The organism is Arthrobacter sp. PGP41 (genome assembly GCF_002953935.1).
Taxonomy (GTDB): domain Bacteria; phylum Actinomycetota; class Actinomycetes; order Actinomycetales; family Micrococcaceae; genus Arthrobacter.
In genome coordinates, this window is the sequence record NZ_CP026514.1 from 2,102,436 (window position 1) to 2,118,974 (window position 16,539).

Annotated in this window: 17 protein-coding genes and 1 pseudogene; 15 read left to right on the forward strand and 3 right to left on the reverse strand. The window is 65.0% G+C overall.

Annotated elements, in window-relative coordinates; translation table 11 throughout:
- The first annotated feature begins 32 nt into the window (after positions 1–32).
- A complete protein-coding gene (locus C3B78_RS09520) occupies positions 33–1,232 on the forward strand; it encodes an MFS transporter (protein ID WP_104997853.1) in 1,200 nt (399 codons plus the stop codon).
- A gap of 166 nt (positions 1,233–1,398) precedes the next feature.
- On the opposite strand, the gene C3B78_RS09525 is transcribed toward C3B78_RS09520, so the two are convergent.
- Positions 1,399–1,770, reverse strand: coding sequence for a hypothetical protein (locus C3B78_RS09525; RefSeq protein WP_104997854.1), 372 nt, complete (start codon positions 1,768–1,770; stop codon positions 1,399–1,401).
- A 147-nt stretch (positions 1,771–1,917) separates the two neighbouring features.
- Here C3B78_RS09525 and C3B78_RS09530 point away from each other — a divergent pair, with 147 nt between their 5' ends.
- A complete protein-coding gene (locus C3B78_RS09530) occupies positions 1,918–2,169 on the forward strand; it encodes a hypothetical protein (protein WP_104997855.1) in 252 nt (83 codons plus the stop codon).
- A 381-nt stretch (positions 2,170–2,550) separates the two neighbouring features.
- The gene (locus C3B78_RS09535; protein WP_158677232.1) at positions 2,551–3,204 is read left to right on the forward strand and encodes a hypothetical protein; all 654 of its coding nucleotides are present in this window, start codon (positions 2,551–2,553) and stop codon (positions 3,202–3,204) included.
- A gap of 16 nt (positions 3,205–3,220) precedes the next feature.
- On the opposite strand, the gene C3B78_RS09540 is transcribed toward C3B78_RS09535, so the two are convergent.
- On the reverse strand, positions 3,221–3,454 hold the full coding sequence (locus C3B78_RS09540) for a hypothetical protein (RefSeq protein WP_234005571.1): 234 nt from the start codon (positions 3,452–3,454) through the stop codon (positions 3,221–3,223).
- A gap of 363 nt (positions 3,455–3,817) precedes the next feature.
- Here C3B78_RS09540 and C3B78_RS09545 point away from each other — a divergent pair, with 363 nt between their 5' ends.
- From C3B78_RS09545 to C3B78_RS09600, 12 genes and pseudogenes are all read left to right on the forward strand, one after another.
- The gene (locus tag C3B78_RS09545; protein WP_104997857.1) at positions 3,818–4,693 is read left to right on the forward strand and encodes a MurR/RpiR family transcriptional regulator; all 876 of its coding nucleotides are present in this window, start codon (positions 3,818–3,820) and stop codon (positions 4,691–4,693) included.
- Positions 4,694–4,732: 39 nt separating this feature from the next.
- Positions 4,733–6,886 (forward strand): outer membrane protein assembly factor BamB family protein, encoded by a 2,154-nt coding sequence (locus C3B78_RS09550; RefSeq protein WP_104997858.1) that lies wholly within the window; start codon positions 4,733–4,735, stop codon positions 6,884–6,886.
- Complete coding sequence (locus tag C3B78_RS09555; RefSeq protein WP_104997859.1) at positions 6,883–7,833, forward strand: carbohydrate ABC transporter permease; 951 nt, start codon at positions 6,883–6,885, stop codon at positions 7,831–7,833. The genes C3B78_RS09550 and C3B78_RS09555 overlap by 4 nt, the downstream gene beginning before the upstream one ends.
- Entirely contained in the window at positions 7,830–8,660 is an 831-nt protein-coding gene (locus C3B78_RS09560; RefSeq protein WP_104997860.1) for a carbohydrate ABC transporter permease, read from the forward strand. Before C3B78_RS09555 ends, C3B78_RS09560 begins: the two co-directional genes overlap by 4 nt.
- 55 nt (positions 8,661–8,715) lie before the next feature.
- Complete coding sequence (locus C3B78_RS09565) at positions 8,716–10,011, forward strand: extracellular solute-binding protein (protein WP_158677233.1); 1,296 nt, start codon at positions 8,716–8,718, stop codon at positions 10,009–10,011.
- 2 nt (positions 10,012–10,013) lie between these two features.
- Entirely contained in the window at positions 10,014–11,135 is a 1,122-nt protein-coding gene (locus C3B78_RS09570; RefSeq protein ID WP_158677234.1) for an ABC transporter ATP-binding protein, read from the forward strand.
- Entirely contained in the window at positions 11,132–11,746 is a 615-nt protein-coding gene (locus tag C3B78_RS09575) for an HAD family hydrolase (RefSeq protein WP_104997863.1), read from the forward strand. The genes C3B78_RS09570 and C3B78_RS09575 overlap by 4 nt, the downstream gene beginning before the upstream one ends.
- Before the next feature lie 135 nt (positions 11,747–11,881).
- Positions 11,882–12,511: a GNAT family N-acetyltransferase gene (locus tag C3B78_RS09580; RefSeq protein WP_104997864.1), complete on the forward strand. Its 630-nt coding sequence runs from the start codon at positions 11,882–11,884 to the stop codon at positions 12,509–12,511.
- Between the two features lie 126 nt (positions 12,512–12,637).
- A pseudogene (locus C3B78_RS09585) lies at positions 12,638–13,091 on the forward strand (MmyB family transcriptional regulator); the annotation flags it as partial.
- A gap of 171 nt (positions 13,092–13,262) precedes the next feature.
- Complete coding sequence (locus C3B78_RS09590; protein ID WP_104999726.1) at positions 13,263–13,640, forward strand: hypothetical protein; 378 nt, start codon at positions 13,263–13,265, stop codon at positions 13,638–13,640.
- Between the two features lie 340 nt (positions 13,641–13,980).
- Positions 13,981–14,874 carry an SMP-30/gluconolactonase/LRE family protein gene (locus C3B78_RS09595; RefSeq protein ID WP_104999727.1) on the forward strand — a complete coding sequence of 298 codons (894 nt, stop codon included), beginning with the start codon at positions 13,981–13,983 and terminating at the stop codon, positions 14,872–14,874.
- Between the two features lie 14 nt (positions 14,875–14,888).
- On the forward strand, positions 14,889–15,920 hold the full coding sequence (locus C3B78_RS09600; RefSeq protein WP_104997865.1) for an aldo/keto reductase: 1,032 nt from the start codon (positions 14,889–14,891) through the stop codon (positions 15,918–15,920).
- Between the two features lie 3 nt (positions 15,921–15,923).
- Here the strand turns inward: C3B78_RS09600 and C3B78_RS09605 are convergent, their stop codons facing one another.
- Entirely contained in the window at positions 15,924–16,520 is a 597-nt protein-coding gene (locus C3B78_RS09605) for a dihydrofolate reductase family protein (RefSeq protein WP_104997866.1), read from the reverse strand.
- Between the last annotated feature and the right edge of the window lie 19 nt (positions 16,521–16,539).

Genomic DNA, 16,539 nt, shown 5'->3' on the forward strand with positions numbered 1-16,539 from the left:
ATGACGGCCGGAATGGGGGAGAGGATACGTTGATGATCAGCAGGCAAGAGTCCCGCAGATGGTTATGGATGCTGATCGCATCCGCAGTCCTCTGCCAGATTGCCTTGAATCTGGCCCGGCCGCTGATTTCCTACAAGGTGCTGGCCCTAGGGGGAGACGCCGCAACTGTCGGCCTCATAGCAGCTGCCTATGCCCTGCTTCCTGTCGTGATCGCGCTTTGGCTTGGAAGAATGTCGGACAAAAGCCCATCGCTGCGAGGCATCATCGTCGCAGGAACGGCTCTGCTTGCAGCCGGACCTTTCCTGCTGTCCGGCGCCCCATCCCTGCTTTTGATAGCTGTGGCCAGCGCTGTTCTGGGCCTTGGCCACCTGTGCTTCACCATCGCAGGACAGTCCGCTATCGCCAGATTCCTTCCCTACAACCAAATGGACGCCGCCTTCGGCTGGTTCACCGCAGCCTTCGCCTTAGGCCAACTCGTGGGGCCGCTCCTGGCAGGCCTGCTGATGGGGGCGGCGCAAGGAGTGCCGGCCGCCGTCCGGCTCGCCGACGCCAACACGGCGCTCATGTTCGCAGGTGCAATCTGCATACTCGGCGTTCCCGCCGCCTTCGCAACGTCCGTAAAGCAGCCAAAGAAGAAACCTACGGCAAAAGCGACGTCCCCGGACGCGGCCCCGGCTTCAGTGGCGTCCCTCCTGGCCACTCCGACCGTAAAAGCGAACATGGCGGCAAGCCTGGCGTTGCTCGCAACCACCGACATCCTCGTCGCCTTCCTCCCGTTGCTTGGCGAGGAAAGTGGGGTGCCCCCTCTGATGGTCGGGGTGCTCTTGGCCGTCCGTGCCGGAGCCTCCATCTCATCGCGCCTCCTGCTCCCCGTTCTGCTCTCCCGTTGGAGCAGGCCAGCGCTCGTAACCTCCAGCCTCGCCGGTGCAGCCATCCCGCTGGCACTCCTCCCTTCGGTATTTGAGACCCCGATCCTGGCCGGCGTCCTGCTCGCCATCGCCGGGTTCTTTCTGGGATTGGGACAGCCCTTGACCATGACACTGATCAGCCAGGCTGTTCCACCAGCCGCCCGGGGTGCCGCTCTGGCGCTCCGGCTGCTCGGCAACAGACTCGGCCAAGTCACCCTGCCCCTGGCAGCCGGGCTGCTCGTAGCACCGGCAGGACCTGGCGGATCCGTTTGGATGTCCTCAGCAATTCTGATGGCCGCGTGCATCAGGAGACCGCGTAAGTAGCAGGCTTTTGGAATCACCGACGGCCTAACCGCAAACCAATCGCTGCCCTTGGCTGTGCTGCCGGAGCTCATGATGCGGACCTGAGCTGCTGCGTCCTGGATGGCACCGTCAGCGGCATCGGGGAGCAGTTCCATGTTCTCTGTAGCGACGGTCACAAGGACGCACGTCAAGGGCAAGCCCGAGCCCAATCGGCGTTTTCCGGGAGGTTAATCGGAATGGTGTGCAGAAGTCCCCTCACGCAGGGATCCACGTATCCGCAGAGCTCCGGGTATCCGGTGGACTGCGGGTGAGGGATGTTCGCCGTTGATGAGGCCAAGCAGGGGTTCGGCTGCTTGGGCTCCCACGTCGGCCAGTGGTCGCCGTATCCGGCCAAAGCCAAGTCGCCGGGAATGCTGATGCCAACTTCCCGTGCTGTCTTTAGGACGCCCATGACGAGTCGGCTGCTCAGGGGCAGCCGTGTAAGTTCTTTGGCGCCGTTGTAGCCGTCGCTGACTACGGCGGGGACGTGGACGACGCCGTCGACGCGGCGGGCGGCCATTTCCTGCAGGGCTTCCTGCTCGCCTCCGGCTTGCCGACAAAGCGCTCCGGAAAGCGTCAGCGACAAGACATCCGGCAGACACCTGGAGGCAACCTTCAGCCCGAAAGATATTGAGTCGGGGAGGTCTCGCAGTCGAAAGGACCAATCATGGCAAGCAATGAGCGCACAAAGGTCAGCTCCTGTCAGGAACTCATGGCGGGCGACGCCATCGAAGCGTTCTGTAAGAACACGCTGGTGCACCGCGGCCCGGTCACGGATACCGCCCCCGAGCATGGTTTGTTCTGGATCCTTGACATCGTCACTGGAGGACGACGTCTCCTGGATGTGTCGGAGTTTGAAATAGTGCGCCTGCCCCAGCACTATCACGAAGTCCTGGTGGGCTCCGCGCAAAGCGGTTAGAAACGGCTGAACCGCATGGCTCACGGTTTACACGTTTCTATCAGTGCCGGCCCCGATAACTGCGCAGCCATGACTCAGGCCACCTAACCCCGGATCTCACTCATCGGGGTACTGAGATCAGGCAGCATGACCTCGGGGATGGCGGCGGGTACCAGGCCACGAGGATTCTGTGGCGGGAGTCACCGGTAGGCTTTCCGGCATGTCTAGCATCCTGGTGGAACTTGGCGCCCCGGTCCGGACAGACTGATGCGGTCCCGGCTGGCAACTTGCGCGAAATGGACGCAAGCTGAGTAGGGGGTCATAAGGGGTGTGCCTGTAGGCACCCCCGTTGCAGAGGAAGGACCTGGAATTCCAAAACCAAAACGGCAACGCAGTCCGTTGTTGCGCAAATACCTCAACGCTGGCCGCCCCGCCGATGCGAAAGCCAGTGACCTCGGCATGCTCAAGCCGATCGAGCCGGCCGCACGACAGGAGGGGATGCCCCTCCTCGGCGATGGTCAGGTCTACGTGATGAAGTACGGGAACGAGTACCACACGGCGTGGTGCCACATTGTGGCCGACAAGTGGGCCCACGCACCCAGAGGCCTGCTGGTGACCATGGTGGCCGACGTCGGGATGCGGAGCCGTTGCCTGGAATGCGACCGGGTCCTGACGGCAGCCAGAACGTCGTCTGCCCGGCACGACCAGGTGCAGGCTCCGCCCTCTCCCGCACGCCCGCCGCGTGACATGGTGATCCCGCTGCGCGTCGTTGGGGCCGCCCATGGCATCCTCTTCCTGGCGGCTGAGGCGGAATTTCAGAACCGCTTGAGGGAGACCGCGGTAGAGCCGGCCACCCCGCTGCTCGTCGACGGCCGGCGGGAGGGGATGGTGTTGCGGGTGGACGCCGCCCGCGAGGAGCCCCTCCTGGTTGTCCAGTTGGATCCGCGCGCCACGTTCCGCGATGGTTTGTACCAGGTCCGCCTTCGTCGTCCCCTGCAGCGCTCGGCGGCCAAACCTTATGCAGTTGACTCCGTTGAATCGGTCCCGTGGGCGTAGCACGCGCACGCCCGTGTCAGGTCTCTCTCTGTCCGAGTTCTCGGCGTTCGTGTGTTTGGCCGAAGGGCACGTCGGGGCTGACGGCGACCGTGTAGCGGGTATAGCCGTGCTGGGTGACCAGGATGCCGTGGCGGCCCTCCTGCATGGCGTGCTGGCGGACGGTCTCCACTGCGGCATTGAGGTCGCTTTCAACCATGTGCGCGTCGTACGCGGTGATTTCCAGGACGAGGTCTGAGTGGCGCTTGATCATGGTGGTTTCTTTCTTTGGGCCGGGCAGCACGTTCGGCAGGGGTGCTCCACAATGGCTGGGCACGTCCGGCGAGGCTGAAAGGCTGTGATTCGAGAGGGAGTGCCCGGCATCCTCTTAATGGCTCGGGGCGCAAGATATGGACCGTGAATGTTTAGTGCTGGCGGCGGACCACGACCCGCACTGCGGACGAAATCCGATCCCTGACTCAGGGCACCGGGTGCGTGGGCCTTCCTCGGCGCTGGCCCGTCGAAGCCTCCGCCCCCGCGTGAACGCGAATTTCACAGCCGCCCACTTTGTGAAAAGTTTTTTCTTCGTTTACCTCCGGTGTTCCCGTCCGTTCACTCACACACCTAGCTTGAACTTGTGAGCACGCAACAACTCAAAGCCCCCGCCAGGCACCAAGCCGGATTCCTTGAATCCGTCCGGGAAAGCCTGGCCTCTTTCTCCGCGGTGGAACTGCGCATCGCCCGTGCGATCCTGGGAGATCCGCAGGACATCATCGATCGGTCGATCGGCCAGTTCGCGGCTGAGGCAGGAGTTTCGTCCGCGTCCGTAGTACGGTTCTGCCAAAGCATGGGACTGGCCGGGTTCCAGGCCCTAAAACTGGTCCTGACCCGTGAGTCGCCGTCCGATAATGTGCAGCTTGCCGATATCGAGGCCGATGACGATGAACGGACCGTCAGCCGGAAGGTAGTTCTCAGTTCGGCCGAGGCCTTACAGTCTGCGGCGGGGAACATCGACCACGGCAGCGTGGCTGAAGTTGCGGCACGTATCGGCAGGGCACGCAGAACCCTGGTTTTGGGCATCGGGACGTCGGCTCCGTTGGCCGCGGATGTGGCCTATCGCCTGGCCTTGGTGGGAGTCGATGCTGTGTTTGCCGCCGATGCCCATGTCCAGAACATCATGGCCAGCCGCCTGACCCGGGAGGACGCCTGCCTTATCGTCAGCCATACGGGTTCCACAACGGAAACACTGGCAGCATCACGGGCAGCGAAGGAAACAGGGGCAGCGACTGTAGCAGTCACCAGTTTTACCGGAACACCGCTGACTGACCTGGTGGATCTGTCAGTGGTGGCTGGCAGCCAGGAAACGGCCTACCGGGTTGATGCCATGACCAGCCGGGTGGTGCATCTGGCCGTTCTGGACGCCATTGTGGTCTTGCTGACTCACGGATCCCACCAGCGTATGGCTGCCCTGTCCGCCAGCAACGACATTCTCTCCCAACTTCACCGCAGTTAGCCCACTTCCCCCAATATTCCGCTCAATCCTGGAGACTTCATGCCCAAAATCGTCACCGGCCGTGTCATCACGGCAGAAGGAATTCCCGTTCCCGGCATCGCCGTCACCAATGGCCGGGACGTCGTGGCCACCGGCGGAGACGGCAGTTTCAGCGTCGAACCCTTCGGTCCCTTCATCGCCGTGACCCGGCCAACGGGCTGGCACACGGACCACTGGTTCACACGGCTTCCCGCCGGTGCCGGCGACAGCACGGAGATAACCTTCGAACTGCACGCCACCGAGCAGAGCCTCCCGTACCAGTTCATGCACATCACTGACACGCACATCGACATGGCGGCGCCGGACCGGTGGGCTTTCGACAAGGGACGCCTGACCACACCGGACCAGCTGAAGGAATTCCTCCTGGACCTTCCACAACTCTCGCCTGCAAGCCGCTCCGTGATCGTCACCGGCGACCTGGTGGACAATGGATCACCGGAGGAGTTCGCCGGCTTGCTGGACGCCGTGGCTGATGCCCCCGTTCCCGTGAACCTGGTGCCCGGGAACCACGACCACATGCATCTGGGGCGGTCGGGCCGCATTTCCCGCAACAACTACATCGTCAACGACGGCAACCCGGAGCTTTACGAGGAGCTCGTGGGCCCGCGGTGGTTCTCCTACGACATTGCGGGCCTGCACGTCGTGGTGATGGACTGGCACACCCACGAGCTCGGGCTGGACCACACAGTCCAGGAGCAATGGCTGCGCAATGACCTCGCGGCAGCCGGCGACGACACGCCCTACATCCTGTGCATGCACGACCAGCCAGGGCACCCGGTCATGGACCGGCTGCCGCGGAAGCCGCTGGCCACGTTCTCCGGCCACTGGCACACGTCCCGGGTCGTGGACATCGACGGCGTCCTGCACGTCAACAGCCCCACCCCATTTTTCGCCGGCCTGGACTACTCACCGCCGATGTTCCGTGAAGTGACCTGGGACGGCACCGGCCTGCAGCTGAACTCCCGCACCATGCCGGCGCACTACCTGCACAATCCGGATCACGCTTTCGACGTCGATAAGGCCACCGTCGCCGGTTACGACGCCAAATCGCGCAGCTCCCTGGTCCGCTGGCGCCACCAGCTGGCCGGTGCGGGCCACCGCGCCGGGCTCACCCTGGCGGGGGACCGGATCTTTGCCGGCTCCCAGATTGAGGACCGCCCTGCCGGCACGGTGGAAGCGCTCGACGCCGAAAGCGGACGGCTGCTGTGGTCGGCGGCCACCGGGTCCGCCGTCAAGACGCGCCCGGTCCTGGCGGGCGGCATCGTGGTGGTGGCCGAAGTAAGCGGCGCGGTCGCCGGGCTGGCTGCCGCTACCGGTGAGCGGCTGTGGACCACGCCCTCCACGGATCCGTACCGGCGCTTCGCCTGGCAGTCGCCGGTGGAATCGGAAGGCATCGTGGTGCTCGGCGACCAAAGCGACCTTCGTGCCCTGGACGCCGCCACCGGGAAGGTTCTGTGGCGGCGCACCGACCTGTCCCCCCACCACAACATCGTCACGCACTCCAGCCCCGCCATCGTCGGCTCCATGGTCATGGTGGGGTTCTGGCCAACGCCGAACTCGCCCATCGCCGTCGACCTTCACACCGGCGAGTCCATCTGGCCCATGCCGGAACTGCAGGATGATCCGTGGGACACCGCCCGGAACCTCCGGGTCACCGGGACCGCGGCCTACGACGATGGCCAGGACAGTTTCCTGGTCCCGGCGATCAGCAGCACCGCCAAGCTGGACCGGAAGACCGGCTCGGTGCAATGGACGGTGCAGCATGAAGGCGGCTACAGCCCTTCCACCCCGGTCATCACCCCGGCCGGTTACGTCGTCACCGTGACCGGCCATGGCCTGCGCATGCTGGCCAAGGACACCGGCGGGCAGCTGTGGGACGCAACGGTCGACGGGCTTGCTCCTTTCCCCATGACCGCGTACCGGATGAAGGCAAACCCTGTCATGGCCGCGCCTGTCTTTGAAGAATCCACCGAAACGCTGCTGCTGCCAGGGCTCGACGGCGTCATCCGCCGGTTTGACCTCGACGGTGCACCGGAAGGGACGTACGACGTCGGGGTCCCCCTCGCAGCGCCGCTAGTGGCCGCCGGGGGCAGCTACCTCACGGTGGGAGTCGACGGCGGCCTGCTCGCCCTTGACCTGGGAGCCGGCTCATGAGCCTGCTTACGCGTCAGGGGAAGACCGCCGCCTCCCCGCCTGCTCCGGCAGACAGGCCTGCAGGGCAGACCTCCACGGCGAAGAATCCGCGGCCATCCCTAACGCCGTACTTGTTGCTGCTCCCCGCACTCACTGCCCTGCTCCTGTTCGTCTACGGGCCCGCCCTGTTGTCGCTGATCGGCAGCTTCTTTGTCATCCCGCTGTCCGGAGGGTCCTGGAAGTATGCCGGCTTCAACAACTACCTCAAGGTTTTTGCCGATCCGCTGATCCATCAGGCCGCGTGGAACACGCTGGTGTATTCCCTGGCCACGATCATCCCCTCCATCGTGCTGGGGCTGCTGCTGGCCTTGCTCATGGAAAAGATGGGCCGCGGAAGCTGGCTCGCCAAGACCGCCCTGATCCTGCCCATGACCGCAAACATGGTGGCCATGGCCGTGGTATTCAAATGGATCTTTGCCTTCCAGGGCGGTTTTGCCAACCAGATCCTTGGGATCGCCGGCCTCGCCCCCGTCAACTGGCTGGACGAAGCCGATACGTCATTGTTCACCGTGATCCTGCTTGGCCTGTGGCGCGCAACGTCCCTGTGCATGCTGCTTTTCATGGCGGGACTGACCACCATTCCCTCCTCCATCCACGAGGCTGCGGCCGTCGAAGGCATCAGGGGCCTCACCAAGCTCCGGACCATCATTCTGCCGATGCTTCGGCCCACGGTGGTGTTCGTCACCGTCCTGTCCATCACCGGCGCCGTCCAGGTCTTCGAAATCGTCAACGTCATGACCAAGGGCGGCCCGCTGGGAAGCTCGGAAACCGCGATGACCGCGGCCCACAAGGTGGGCTTCGAGTACTTCCGGATCGGCGAAGCATCCGCCATCTCCTTCATCCTGATCGCCCTGCTGCTTGTCGTCGGCATCATCGGACGCCAGCGGCGTACCAAGGAATCATCATGACCAAACTGAACAAAGTCAACGCCGCGCTGGCAACAGTCCTCGGCATCCTGGCGGCTGCCCTGGCGCTGTTTCCCTTCTACTGGATGCTCCGCACGGCTGTGGCCCCTGCCGAAGGGCTGACCGCCACCGGACTGAGCCTCATCCCGGTCGAATTCGACTTTTCCAACCTCGGACGGGCGTGGGAAAAGGCGAACCTGGGCCAGGCCATGCTCAACGGCATCGCCGTGACGCTCGGCATTCTGGTCCTGCAACTGCTGACGTGCATTCCGGCCGCCTACGCGTTGTCCAAGTTCCGGTTCCGGGGCGCAGGCTTCATCCTTGGCCTGGTACTGGCCTGCCTTCTTATCCCGCACCAGGCCACGATGATCCCCACCTTCGTCGGGCTGAACCTGCTCGGCCTCGGCGACACGCGGCTGGGACTGGTGCTGCCGTTCGTCACCAGCGCCATCGGCATCTTCATGCTGCGCCAGCAGATGATGGCCGTGCCGGACGCCATCATGGAGGCGGCCAAGACCGACGGTCTGGGCCCGCTCCGGACCCTTGTTTCGGTCGTCGTGCCCATCTCCGCCCCGTCCATTGCCGCGTTCTCAATGCTGTCCATCTTCACCCACTGGAACGACTACCTATGGCCGCTCCTGGTGGCGCGCAGCCCGGATATCATGACACCCCCGCTCAGCCTCGCGATCTTCCAGAATGCCGATACCGGCTTCGACTATCCCGCCCTCGCGGCGGCCGCTGCGATCGTGACCGCGCCCGTGATCATTCTCTTCCTCCTCGCCCAGCGCCACTTTGTCCGCGGCATGGCCGGTACCGAAGTCGCCGGCTGACTCCCCTCCACTTTCCAACCCCACCAGCACTCCCCACTACATGAAGGTATCCCCAATGCGCCGCAAAGTTCTTGCCACGGCAGTCCTTGCCACTGTGACAGCCCTCAGCCTCTCCGCCTGCGGAGGTGCGCAATCCGGCTCCGGCGGTGCTGTCGCCACTGCTGCCGCCATTGACCAGTGCAAGCCGGAAGAAAGCACCATCAAAATGGCGTTTGCTCCCCAGGGGACTCCCGCCGTCGAGCACGCAAAGAAGGTCATGGAACAAAAGTTCCCGGGCCTCAAGATCGACGCAGTAGCTGCCCAAAGCGGCAACTACTCGGACCTCACCAAGCAGATCGTCGCGGACTCAGCGGTGGGGAAGCGGCCGGACCTGATCATGACGGGACTGGGCCAACTCCGGTTCTGGACCGACAGTTACAACCCTGCGCCGCTTGACCCCGCCACGCTTCCAGAGGGTTACCAGAAGCAGTTCCTCACCGCAGGTGAAGTCAACGGCACCACGTACCTGGCACCGTTCCAGATCTCCACCCCCACCATGCTGGTTAACAAGAAGCTGCTGGCCGAAGCCGGCATCACCGACCCGGCATCCATCAAGGACTTCGCAGCGCTGGAGGACGCGGCCCGCAAGGTCACCGAGAAGACCGGCAAGCCCAGCATCAACATCTCCTCGGATGACCTGCCGGACTGGTTCTCGCAGGCACTGGTCCAGTCCTCCGGCGAAAAGTACGTGGCAGACGACGGGTCGTTCGGTTTCGATACGGCCAAGGGCCGCGAGGCTATCGGGATCCTCTCCCGCCTGGCGCAGGACAAAGTGTCCCTGAACGTGCGGATGGATGACGGCCAGGCACAGTTTGTCGCCGGGAACCTGGCCTTCCACATGGCCACGACGTCCCGCATTGTCAAGGTCGCCAAGGAAGCGCCGAAGGACCTCGATTGGACCCCCATCGACCTTCCCGGACTCAACGGAGCAGAGGGTGACCTGCCCGCGGGCGGCAACGGCTGGGTGGTCATCTCCGAGGACTCCTGCAAGGCCGCCTTCTCACAGGCAATGGTCACCGAAATGCTCACCAAGGAAGCATCACTGCTGAGCAGCGGCAAGGACTACAGCTACATCCCGGTCAACAAGCTCGCCACCGAGGAACTGCTCAAGGGAGAAAACATCGCGCCCCAGATGCGGTACGCCTGGACCTATGACAAGCCGCTGACGGTATGGGGCGGTTTCGAAGGCGCCCAGACAGCCCAGATCATCAACACTGTGCGCACCATGATGGAACAGCTTGCCACCGGCAAGCCGGCCGACGAGGTTGTACCCGCCACCGCGAAGTCCATCAACGCCATGCTGGGGAAGTAAGCATGGCAGCCATCGAACTGACCAATATCACCAAGCGCTTCGCCGACGTAACGGCGCTCGACGGCGTCACCCTCTCCATCCGGGACGGCGAGAACCTCTCCATCCTGGGGCCCTCGGGATCCGGCAAGTCTTCCCTGCTGCGGATCATCGCCGGGCTTGAGGCACCGGACGCCGGCACCGTGGAGCTGGGCGGGAAGGACCAGGCAGGAGTACCCGCCCACCAGCGCGATGTCTCGATCGTCTTCCAGAACTTCGCGCTGTATCCGCACCTGACATCGCTGGGCAACATCACGCTGGGGCTGCGCCACGGCCTTGGCCTGTCCAGGCAGGAGGCGGAGAAGCGGGCACGGGAGGTTGCCGCCCGGATGCGGGTGGAGGAACTGCTGGACCGGCGCCCGAAAGCGATGTCCGGCGGCCAGCGCCAGCGCATCGCCCTGGCGCGGGCACTGGCCCGGCATGCCGGCGTCGTGCTCCTCGACGAGCCCATGTCCGGACTCGATGCCCAGCTCCACATCTCGCTGCGCGCCGAGATCCACCAGCTCATCAGCCAGGAGGGCGCCACCGGCGTGACCGTGACCCATGACCAGCAGGACGCCATGTCCATGGCCGACCGGATCGCCGTGATGGATAAGGGGCGCATCGTCCAGCTGGGAACTCCGGACGAGCTCTACGACTCGCCGGTCTCGGCTTTCGTGGCCGGGTTCATCGGTGCGCCGCCGATGAACCTCCTGTCCTCAGTTCAACGGGAACGGGGGGAGCTGGAGACAGCCTACGGACTGGTTTCCACGGCTGCCAGCAGCGTGGGCCTGACCGGCGACGTCGTCCTCGGAGTCCGGCCCGAGGACGTCCGCCTCGGACGCCCTGGGCACAGCAATGCCTGGACGACCGAAGGCGAGGTGATCCTCGTGGAGCCCAACGGTCCGCTCAGGACCGTCCACGTGGATCTCGGCGGTTCGGTGCTGCTGCTGTCCTGCCGCTCCGCAGAACGTCCCGCCCTGAATTCCCGGGTTGCTGTCTGGTCCGATCCGGAGAAGATCCACGTTTTCCACGGCCCTGCCGGCCTTCGGGCCGGCATGGCCTCCGGCCTGGGGCTCACGGCCGCTGCATTGTCGGCCGCCGTATGAAATTCCTGTTCGACTGGAACGGCACGATTGCCGATGACGCGGCCCGTGCCTGCGCCGCGACCAATGCCGCGTTGAGGCTGGTGGGAGCCCGGGAGATCATCCCGGATCAGTTCGACAGCAAGTTCATGCTGCCGATGGACGAGATGTTCCTGAAGCTGGGCGTTGGCGCCGGCGACGTGCCGGCGGCCATTGCGGAGTGGAATGCGGCCATGGCTTCGCAGCCGGCGCCGCTCCGGACCGGGGCGGCAGGCTTCCTGGCCGAACTTAATGCTGCCGCCGGGATGTGTGCCGTCATCTCGGCGGCGGGACCCGGATACCTGCTGGCCGAACTGCGTTCGTTTGCCCTCGAGGACCGGTTCGGCGTGGTTGTCGCCGAGGCCGCGGACAAAGCCCAGGTGCTGGCGGAGCTCCGGGACGGCGGCGAAGCCCTGTACTTCGGCGACACGGAGTATGACATGCGGTGCGCCGCGGAGGCCGGCTGCGTCCCGGTGGGCGTGCTCAGCGGGTACTGCCCGGAAGGGCGGCTTGTCGAGGCAGGGGCCACGCTGGTGGTGCGCGATTTCGACGAGTTCAGGGCAACCGGCCTGGGCCGCCGGGTGATGGCTGCCTAAGAGCTGCGAAGCGGCGGGCCAGTGGAGGGGCCGGCGCGGTTCCCGGACTTGCTCACCGAAAGATCGCCCCGCGTTCATCCGGCGTTCGCCCCCGCCCCGGATGCTGTCCCGACGATCCCTCATGGAAAGGCCACAATGACGCTTCGCCTGCCCCGCGCCCTGCCGACGTTACGCACTGTCACGGGCCGCTTCGTTCTGTCCCCGTTCGGCGCCGGCGACATTCAGGCCCTGGCCCATATCCTCGCCAATGACGATATCTGGGCCACGGGGTTCGGCGACGGGCACCGCCGTCCGCTCTCGCACGACGAGACGGTCCGCTTCATCAGCCGGCGCCATGAGGGGCTTCGGATCTTTGCGGTGCATTACATGGGCCTGCCCGGCGGCCCGCTCTTTATCGGCACCACCGGCGTTACCGAAACCCATGCCCCGACGGAACGGGTGAAGATCGGCAGGACAATCATCAGCCCGGCTTTCTGGGGTATGAAAGCCAACCTTGAGGTGAAGCTCGCGCTGCTCGACTGGGTGTTTTCCCACGGCGCAGGGCGAGTCGAATGCGATGTGGATCCTCGAAACCACAGGTCCATTTCGTCCCTCAGGAGGTTCGGATTCACTGTCGAGGGCACCCGCAGGCGTTCCTCGCAAAGGATTGATGGATCCTGGCGGGACATTGTCGTGCTGTCGTTGCTTACGGAAGAGTGGGCCACCACCCGGACCAGGGCCCTCCTCTCCTTGGGCGAACTGACCGGTTCCCCTATCAGCCGCTGAGCCCAGGGACGCTCGGTGCCCCTGAGGCGGGCGACGTTCGTTGCATGCGAATTCGCCACCCAGACCGCCGCGGGGCCGGCAGGCGCCACAGGGTGGGCGGTGGGTGCGGACGCAGGTTTCATGATCCTGCAATTGGACGACGCCGAGTTGGCCCACCTGTTCGACCTCGCCGCCACAGCCGCCCCCAGGGTGCGCCGCAAAAGCAGCCCGCAGACAGTGCGTCGGTGTGCAGCGCGTCATTGAATCGATTACGACGGCGCCCGCCTGGGTCCGCAACGACCGCGGCGATGTCCTGGCCGCCAATGAGCCGGGCCGGGCCCTTTACCTGGAGATGATGACCGACGGCGGCACCCCGCCCAACAGCGCACGGTTCACGTTCCTGAGCCCGAGGGCGCGGGAGTTCTTTGCAGACTGGGAACGCGCGGCGGACGACATTGTTGCCGTGTTGCGATCCACGGCCGGGAAGAACCCGTACGACCAAGACCTGTCCGACCTGCTTGGTGAACTCTCCACCCGCAGCGAGGAGTTCCGCACCCGCTGGGCCCGGCACGACGTCAAGTACCACCGCACCGGCCGCAAAACCCCAACACCCCTTCCGACGACGCCCTCAAAGTCCTGGCCAGCTGACGCCACCCAGCGCGAAACCACAGCGGCCCCGGTCAAGGAGAAACAATGAAGCGTGCCGGCCTGTACGAGGCAATCCGGAACGACGATACTTTAGCGGGGTGTGGGGTCACACTATGCTCTGAACATGGCGGTTCGAGATCCGGAAAGTACAACCAGGAACATCAATGAGGAACTCAGTCAACGGCGGGGGTGGATTCTGACCATTGCCGTGGGGTTCGCGCTGCAGCTGCTGAGTATTGTGATCGGACTGAAGGCAGTGGGGCCGCTGTGCGGGAGCCCGCTGCTCCCGAATAGCCGTGCGGCTGAAATCTCCGACGCGCAGGGACAGACTGCCGGGCTGGCGACAGAATGCTACCGGAGCATCGATACGGCTTCAGCGACTGTCTGGATCGTGATGGCGCTGGGGATCGGCCTGGTCCTGACGGGAGTCGCGGTCAGGATCGTCGGAATCCGCCGGTCCGTTGCCCGGGCCGGGAACCTTGCGGAGCCTGTGCACGACTAGCGGCACGGCCCCGGGGGTGGGAACCCGAGGCTGGGGAACCCGCTTCATGGGCCGGCAATTCGACTGGAAGGTCGAGGTCACGGAATTCGAGCCGCCCCTGCGGAGGGCCGCGTATTGCTTGCGGTACATCCTGCGGCCGCTGAGCCGGTAGTCGACTACACGGGGACAGGCATCGCCGGCGTCACAACGGCCACGTTCAGGACAACGATGTGGAGGCACGGGGTGGATGCTCCCCTCAGCCTGGGACGCGCCGCGCTATCGTTTCCGGTAATGCCTGACGGCCCGCAGGCCGGGTGCCGCGGACGCGGAAGTGTGAATGCTGGAATGCGAAGGGGCTTGGATGGTTGAGGGACTGACACTAGGCCAGTTGGAATGCCTGTTTACCGGCTCGGTGTGGGCCGAGGGGCCGGTATGGGTGCCCGGCTCACGCACTGTGCGCTGGAGCGATATCCCCAACAACCGCATCCTCGAATTCAACGCAGCCACGGGAACCACCAGTGAGTACGCGGTGGGGGTCGAGTTCACCAACGGACGGACGCTTGATGCCGACGGCAGCGTTGTACAGTGCAGCCATGGCCGCCGCCGTGTCGAGCGGGACCGGGAGGGCACCGTGACTGGACTAGTGGATTCCTTTCGCGGCCGTCGACTGAACTCACCCAACGACGTCGTGGTTTCGCGTGACTCCAGCATCTGGTTCACCGACCCGCCCTACGGAATTCTTCCGGGCACCACGGAGGGGCACGAGGGCGAGCAGGAGTACGGTGGCTGCCACGTGTTCCGCTTCGAGCCTGTTGCCGGCACCCTCACTGCCGTGGTCACGGACCTCGTATACCCGAACGGCCTGGCCTTCTCGCCGGACGAGTCGGTCCTCTACGTTGCCGACACCGCAGGGCCACGCCATGGAGTGCCGCTGAGGATCGTCGCCTATGACGTGAGCGGCAGCGTATGCAGGCGCCGGAAGACCGCCGTCGAGCTTGAAGACGGCCACGCGGCTGACGGCCTGCGCGTTGACGTCCACGGGAGGATCTGGACCTCCGCCGGACCCGCAGTCCGGGTCTATTCGCCGGGCTTCGAACTCCTGGGGACCATTTCCGTGCCCGAGACGGTATCAAACCTATGCTTCGGAGGCCCGGACGGCCGGGACCTTTACATCACCGCGACCACAAGCCTCTACCGGATCCGCACCACCACCCGGGATGCGGCTGCCTTCACGTTTGATCCCACCGCCAACTGAACACGAGGAAAACCATGCAATACAGAACCCTGGGCCGCAGCGGCACCGTCGTTTCCACCTACGCGCTGGGAACCATGACATTCGGTGCCGAGGCCACCGAGGAGTCGTCACACGCAATCCTCGACAGCTACTTCGCTGCGGGCGGCAATTTCATCGACACCGCCGATGTCTACAGCAAAGGCGTTTCCGAGGAGATCATCGGCCGCTGGCTTGCCAACCGGCCCGAGGAGAGGGACAGCGCGGTGGTGGCCACAAAGGGCCGCTTTCCAATGGGCACGTCACCGAACGACGTCGGAACGTCCCGCCGGCGTCTGACCCGCGCCCTGGACGATTCCCTCCGCCGCCTGGGCGTGGACCAGATCGACCTGTACCAGCTGCACGCCTGGGACCCGATCACACCGCTGGAGGAGACGCTGCGCTTCCTGGAAGACTCTGTCAGCCGCGGCAAGATTGCCTACTACGGTTTCTCCAACTTCCTGGGGTGGCAGCTGACCAAGGCCGTCCACGTTGCCAGCGCCCACGGCTGGAACCTGCCGGTGACCCTGCAGCCCCAGTACAGCCTCCTGGTCCGTGAGATCGAATCCGAGATAGTTCCGGCTGCGCTCGACGCGGGGATTGGCCTGCTGCCGTGGTCTCCGCTCGGCGGCGGGTGGTTGTCCGGCAAGTACAAGAGGGACCAGGCCCCCCAAGGTGCCACGCGCCTTGGCGAGAACCCCGAACGCGGCATGGAGGCCTGGAAGGCGCGCAATGACAATCCCCGTACCTGGGCAGTCATCGATGCCGTGGAAGGCATCGCCGCCGCCCGCGGCATCAGCCCTTCCCAGGTGGCGCTGGCCTGGCTGGCGGACAGGCCGGCGGTCACGTCGGTGATCCTGGGGGCGAGGACAACCGAACAGCTCGCGGACAACCTTGCTGCCGCCGACGTGCAGCTCACCCCTGACGAAACCAGCCGGCTTACCCAGGCCAGCGAACCACAGGCCGGCGTCTATCCCTACGGCCCCCTGGCGCAGGAGCAGCGGAGCCGCAGGATTGAAGGGGGAAGGTAGCGCCTAGCGGATCATGCGGTAACGCACATGCGTGACCAGGCGCGTTCCCAGCACTTCCGTCGGTTCCAGCCGCAGGTTCCCGACGCCGTCCAGGAGCCGCTCGCCCGCGCCGAGGGTCAGCGGGGCGATGTGCAGCCGCAACTCGTCGATCAGGCCGGCTGAAAGGTATTGGCGGGCAGTCTCTGCGCCGCCGGCAACGGCGACGTCCTTGCCGCCCGCAGCCTCGCGCGCCTGCGCCAGCGCCGATTCGATGCCGTCACTGACGAAATTGAAGGTGGTGCCACCCTCCATCTCCAAGGGTGCGCGCGGGTGGTGCGTGAGGACAAAGACGGGAGCATGGTAGGGCGGCTCCTCGCCCCACCAGCCGCGCCAGTCCTTATCCCACGGCCCCGCTCCGGGACCGGCGAACATGTTGCGGCCCATGATGTAGGCACCCGCGGAGAGGATGCCCTTCAGCGCTTCGGCGTTGGCCTCGGCTTCTTCGAACTGCCACCGGTGCAGGTCCTCGCCACCCTCGCCCAACGGGTTGTCCGGGGTCTGGTTGGGGCCGGCGAGGAATCCGTCGAGGGATACGGTCAGATCGCACGTGACGCTGCTCATGGTTTCCTTAAGGGCACTT

Bases quoted from the DNA above. Each gene is read 5' to 3' on its own strand.
- C3B78_RS09600 (WP_104997865.1), top strand. From the start codon at position 14,889: ATGCAATACAGAACCCTGGGCCGCAGCGGCACCGTCGTTTCCACCTAC.
- C3B78_RS09605 (WP_104997866.1), bottom strand. From the start codon at position 16,520: ATGAGCAGCGTCACGTGCGATCTGACCGTATCCCTCGACGGATTCCTC.
- C3B78_RS09590 (WP_104999726.1), top strand. From the start codon at position 13,263: ATGGCGGTTCGAGATCCGGAAAGTACAACCAGGAACATCAATGAGGAA.
- C3B78_RS09565 (WP_158677233.1), top strand. From the start codon at position 8,716: ATGCGCCGCAAAGTTCTTGCCACGGCAGTCCTTGCCACTGTGACAGCC.
- C3B78_RS09575 (WP_104997863.1), top strand. From the start codon at position 11,132: ATGAAATTCCTGTTCGACTGGAACGGCACGATTGCCGATGACGCGGCC.
- C3B78_RS09580 (WP_104997864.1), top strand. From the start codon at position 11,882: ATGACGCTTCGCCTGCCCCGCGCCCTGCCGACGTTACGCACTGTCACG.
- C3B78_RS09560 (WP_104997860.1), top strand. From the start codon at position 7,830: ATGACCAAACTGAACAAAGTCAACGCCGCGCTGGCAACAGTCCTCGGC.
- C3B78_RS09570 (WP_158677234.1), top strand. From the start codon at position 10,014: ATGGCAGCCATCGAACTGACCAATATCACCAAGCGCTTCGCCGACGTA.
- C3B78_RS09540 (WP_234005571.1), bottom strand. From the start codon at position 3,454: ATGATCAAGCGCCACTCAGACCTCGTCCTGGAAATCACCGCGTACGAC.
- C3B78_RS09530 (WP_104997855.1), top strand. From the start codon at position 1,918: ATGGCAAGCAATGAGCGCACAAAGGTCAGCTCCTGTCAGGAACTCATG.
- C3B78_RS09520 (WP_104997853.1), top strand. From the start codon at position 33: ATGATCAGCAGGCAAGAGTCCCGCAGATGGTTATGGATGCTGATCGCA.
- C3B78_RS09550 (WP_104997858.1), top strand. From the start codon at position 4,733: ATGCCCAAAATCGTCACCGGCCGTGTCATCACGGCAGAAGGAATTCCC.
- C3B78_RS09555 (WP_104997859.1), top strand. From the start codon at position 6,883: ATGAGCCTGCTTACGCGTCAGGGGAAGACCGCCGCCTCCCCGCCTGCT.
- C3B78_RS09525 (WP_104997854.1), bottom strand. From the start codon at position 1,770: ATGGCCGCCCGCCGCGTCGACGGCGTCGTCCACGTCCCCGCCGTAGTC.
- C3B78_RS09595 (WP_104999727.1), top strand. From the start codon at position 13,981: ATGGTTGAGGGACTGACACTAGGCCAGTTGGAATGCCTGTTTACCGGC.